A 3,627-nucleotide genomic window follows, 5' to 3' on the forward strand; every position below is an offset into this window, starting at 1 on the left:
CCTGCGTCGCTGCGCTCCGACTGCCTGGCCGGATGAGCGTGGAACGGGTGGCCGGATGTTGGTGGACTGGGTGGCCGGATGGCGTGGAATGCGCACCTTACCGAGCAAATGCTCGAGGTGCTACGGCAGCAGGTCGGAAAGCATGACAAATGGATATTTCTCAACTCCTGGCGAACAGGCCCTATTCCCGGCAATGCCATGGCAAGGGTGCTCGATCAGCTCCAGGTCGATGGCGTCGTACCGCATGGGTTCAGATCTACTTTTCGGACGTGGGCCGCGGAAGAAACCGATCACCAGCGAGAGGTTTGCGAAATGGCTCTCGCGCATACCCTCAACAGTAAGGTTGAAGCAGCATATAACCGAGGTGACTTGCTAGATAAGCGTCGCGCCCTGATGAAGGATTGGGGGGACTTTCTTGTCGCCAACGCTCCCCAGGTGAAAGGTGAGGTATCGGATCTGGTTTCGGAGCTTGCCCCTGATGCTGGGTCGGACCTGGCCAAGGTGCAGCCGGCCGCTTGACCACCGAGGTGAGGGCGCTCAGCCAGAAGCGCCCGAATAACAACCAATTTTGCCTGAACTGTGCCCCCCTCCCTCGCAGTTCCTATATTTCATAGGTGAGATCAGAATGGAAGTTTCTGCTCCACCACCATAGCTGTGGCGTTGTACTTCCTGCCGATCCGGAATGTGTCCCCCATAGTCGTGATAGTACGACCACGAAGATCGGTCGCTTTCTTGTCCTCAGCCAGGAAGCGCATGGCATCGGCAATCCGGTGCGCGAGCTTGCCGATCGCCTGGTTGTATCGGTCAGCACTACGACCGATCTCCAGGGCAGCATCCAAGGTTGCACCATGCAACAGGGCGTCGGCCACCCACTCACCGACCTCTTTAGCCGTGTCGTGATCGTTCTTGCGGTCTGCGACCTTACCGAGCAGATAGAACAGAAAATCGTCGTCACGGTTCGCCGCCCACCCGTTGATGAAGTGGCACTCCATCTGGAACACGTCGAACAACGAGTAGAGGGTGCCATCCGACAGCATGGACAGTTCTGGGTAGAGAGCTCGCAGCTGCGGGAATTCTTCCTCCCCGTACTCCGGCACCTCCTCCGTCGGGTCGTTCAGCGTTTCCAGGCGCAGGCCGGCAGCCTGGGCCCAGACCTCTGCAGCTCGTTCTTGAGCATGCTTGGCGGCATGAGCGATATCACCACGCCACTTCGCTTCAGCTTCCTTCACGGCGTTGAACATCACCTCCGAGACTGGCTCAAAGCCCGCCTCGAACTCGACGTTACCCAGCGCCGTGTAGACCCAGCCTTCAGCCGCCGGCCCTTCGGGGATTTCAGGCCGGGCCGGCAGCAGCGCCAGATCCAGGGGATCGCGCAGCGTCATCGGCTGCCCGCGATAGGTGAAGTCACCACTACCAGGGAGAACACCACCCACCAGGAGGTTGGCGAACGCGGCTTTCACGTCGCCCTCCTCCTGGAAATCCCCCGGCAGTCGAGCATTGAAGGGGCGGTGCAGGATTAAGCGGCCAGTCGCCCGAGATTCAAGGGTGGCTGTGTCCATCGCCGCAAGAGTTTCCGTTTGGTAGGGAACCGGCACTACTCCCCAGGCCTCGACGGCTTCCTTGGCAGAAACAGTTGCTTCGGCAATCAAGCTGAGAGCCAGTTCTTCGACCGTTAAGCTGCGGGCCATCTCTTGCAGCTGTGCATGCGGCTGCTCCTTCTGGCGCTCTTTCACCAGGTGCACCAGCTTGTCGAAGACGAATACCTTCCCGTCATTGACCAGGTAGGTTGCATTCGGGACGCCAGACACGTTTCGCAATTCTTCCTTCAGCGTGTCATTCAGGCCCCCGAAAAAGTTGCTGTACTCGTCCACGACCAGCATCCGCGGCCGTTCAGTTTTAACGTTTTTGTCGTTAGACATGACTCATTTCCTTTCCAGTGCCTCAATGGGCATAAACGGCGACCAGTCACTCGCCGAGCAACAATTCATTCGCTGGCTTGGCCGAAAGAGGTGCCTCGAATATTGTTGGCCTCGTCACAGATCCGGGCCACCTCCAGCATCGCTTTCAGCGCTCGCTCCTCCGTCTCCCTCGTGGCGAATGCAATCATGAACCCATGCAGCAGACCGGCGAGCATTGCCCCACTGTCCGCAACGTTACGGTTCCCTGCCACGGCGGAAAATTGCTCCAGGAGGGGAGCAGGTGCCTTCAGAAGAAATTCCTGGCCGAGGGATTTTCCGATACTTGCCGCATGGACACACTGGTGAGCCAGGGCTTCTTCAGGCGACATCGGTGTACCGTCATAATGCTCGAAAGACGCCTTCACATGGTTGCGACCGTGCATGCCGGCGGCGATGCTTTCAGCTCCCTGACGGATCTTCTCAACTGCAATACTGGCTATGCTGAAGTCTGTTTGCGCTTCATCCATAACCGCGGCCAACAGGCGTTCATCGACGTTTTCAGTGCTATCCATTTGATCCTCCGTTGATAGTTATTTACCTCCATTTCAAGTTCTCATTCAATTGAAAAAACCCAAGCTCCCGGTGGCCAAACCGAGCTCACAAAAAAGGCCGGGATCACCGGCCTTTTATTCTGGAAGATCAGCGGAAGCGCAAACTCACTGGGTTCGCCATGTCTCGACTACATCAGCGCCATGCTCTTGCTTCCACTCCTTGAGCGTCTTGTGGTTGCCGCCCTTGGTCTCAACGAGCTCACCCGTGTTGGGGTTGCGGTAGATCTTGACTGCTCGTTGCGCACGAGGTTTGCCAGGCTGATGGGTAATCTGCTTTCGATAGTCCGGGTCAAGAATCGCGATGATGTCACGCAGGCTCTTGCCATACTCAGACATCAAGGCCCGCAGCTTTTCCTCGAACTCCATCTCTTTCAAAAGGGCTTCATTTCCGCTCAGCTTCTCCAGGCGGTCCTGAAGCTCCTTGATGGCTTCCTCTGTGGCTCGGTACTCGGTGATGAGGGACATCTTGTCTCCTTGGTTTTGGTTTCATGGCCCTGAGCCGTGACGGGGCGCGCCAGGCTTGCTAGGGCTGCTGGTTAGATCATGCCTGCCGATGCAAGGAATGCATAGCCTGCAAGGTATCCGGCGCAAGGCCAGAAGGCGTAAAACTGAATGTTGGCGAACAGTTTCTTGTTCATGGCGTCCAGGAGGGCTAAGCCTCCTCCTCCAAACGGTTGATTTCGGCAATTACGCCCTGCATGTTTTCGATCGCAATTTCGGCGGCTTTCCGGGCCTTGCCGAACAGTGATTCCTTTCCTTCAAGCAGGGAGTCGAGGCGGTTGTTCTCGCGCCGGAGCTGCTTAGCAATGGCATCAAAGTCTTCACCCTCGGAAGGTTTCTTGCCCTGGAGCTTGAGTTCCATGGCTTCGGACTGCTTTAACATCAGATCGCGAACAACGGTACGCTGAGTCGCGCTTTGCTCGTCGAAGCCATTGATGCTTTCGAAAACCTTCACGGCTGCTTTCACACTGGACAAGGCTTTGGTGCCTACTTCGGACTTCCCTGCCTTGGTTTGAGTGGCTGCCTGTTGAGTGTTCACGCCAGGTGCAACATTGCTGCTCGAGGGAGCGCTGTTACCTCCAGCCTGGCCGCCGCCGGCCTCGGCTGTCTTCTCTTCG

Annotated in this window: 5 protein-coding genes; 1 reads left to right on the forward strand and 4 read right to left on the reverse strand. The window is 57.2% G+C overall.

Features of this window, described 5'->3' with window-relative positions; all coding sequences use genetic code 11:
* Positions 1–78: 78 nt before the first annotated feature.
* Positions 79–519 carry a tyrosine-type recombinase/integrase gene (locus tag AO268_RS32160; RefSeq protein ID WP_257154499.1) on the forward strand — a complete coding sequence of 147 codons (441 nt, stop codon included), beginning with the start codon at positions 79–81 and terminating at the stop codon, positions 517–519.
* 101 nt (positions 520–620) lie between these two features.
* Here AO268_RS32160 and AO268_RS32165 read toward each other — a convergent pair whose 3' ends face one another.
* From AO268_RS32165 to AO268_RS32180, 4 genes are all read right to left on the reverse strand, one after another.
* A complete protein-coding gene (locus AO268_RS32165) occupies positions 621–1,919 on the reverse strand; it encodes a hypothetical protein (protein ID WP_011600732.1) in 1,299 nt (432 codons plus the stop codon).
* 65 nt (positions 1,920–1,984) lie between these two features.
* The gene (locus tag AO268_RS32170) at positions 1,985–2,470 is read right to left on the reverse strand and encodes a hypothetical protein (protein ID WP_011600731.1); all 486 of its coding nucleotides are present in this window, start codon (positions 2,468–2,470) and stop codon (positions 1,985–1,987) included.
* Positions 2,471–2,614: 144 nt separating this feature from the next.
* Positions 2,615–2,974: a histone-like nucleoid-structuring protein, MvaT/MvaU family gene (locus tag AO268_RS32175; RefSeq protein ID WP_011600730.1), complete on the reverse strand. Its 360-nt coding sequence runs from the start codon at positions 2,972–2,974 to the stop codon at positions 2,615–2,617.
* A gap of 187 nt (positions 2,975–3,161) precedes the next feature.
* The coding region (locus tag AO268_RS32180) for a hypothetical protein (protein WP_099170905.1) at positions 3,162–3,627 on the reverse strand (466 nt) is incomplete at its 5' end.

It is taken from the genome of Pseudomonas sp. ICMP 8385, assembly GCF_002699915.1.
Taxonomy (GTDB): Bacteria; Pseudomonadota; Gammaproteobacteria; order Pseudomonadales; family Pseudomonadaceae; genus Aquipseudomonas; species Aquipseudomonas gessardii.

Excerpts from the sequence above, each read along its gene's own strand:
- AO268_RS32160 (WP_257154499.1), top strand. The coding sequence starts at position 79 with ATGGCGTGGAATGCGCACCTTACCGAGCAAATGCTCGAGGTGCTACGG.
- AO268_RS32165 (WP_011600732.1), bottom strand. The coding sequence starts at position 1,919 with ATGTCTAACGACAAAAACGTTAAAACTGAACGGCCGCGGATGCTGGTC.
- AO268_RS32170 (WP_011600731.1), bottom strand. The coding sequence starts at position 2,470 with ATGGATAGCACTGAAAACGTCGATGAACGCCTGTTGGCCGCGGTTATG.
- AO268_RS32175 (WP_011600730.1), bottom strand. The coding sequence starts at position 2,974 with ATGTCCCTCATCACCGAGTACCGAGCCACAGAGGAAGCCATCAAGGAG.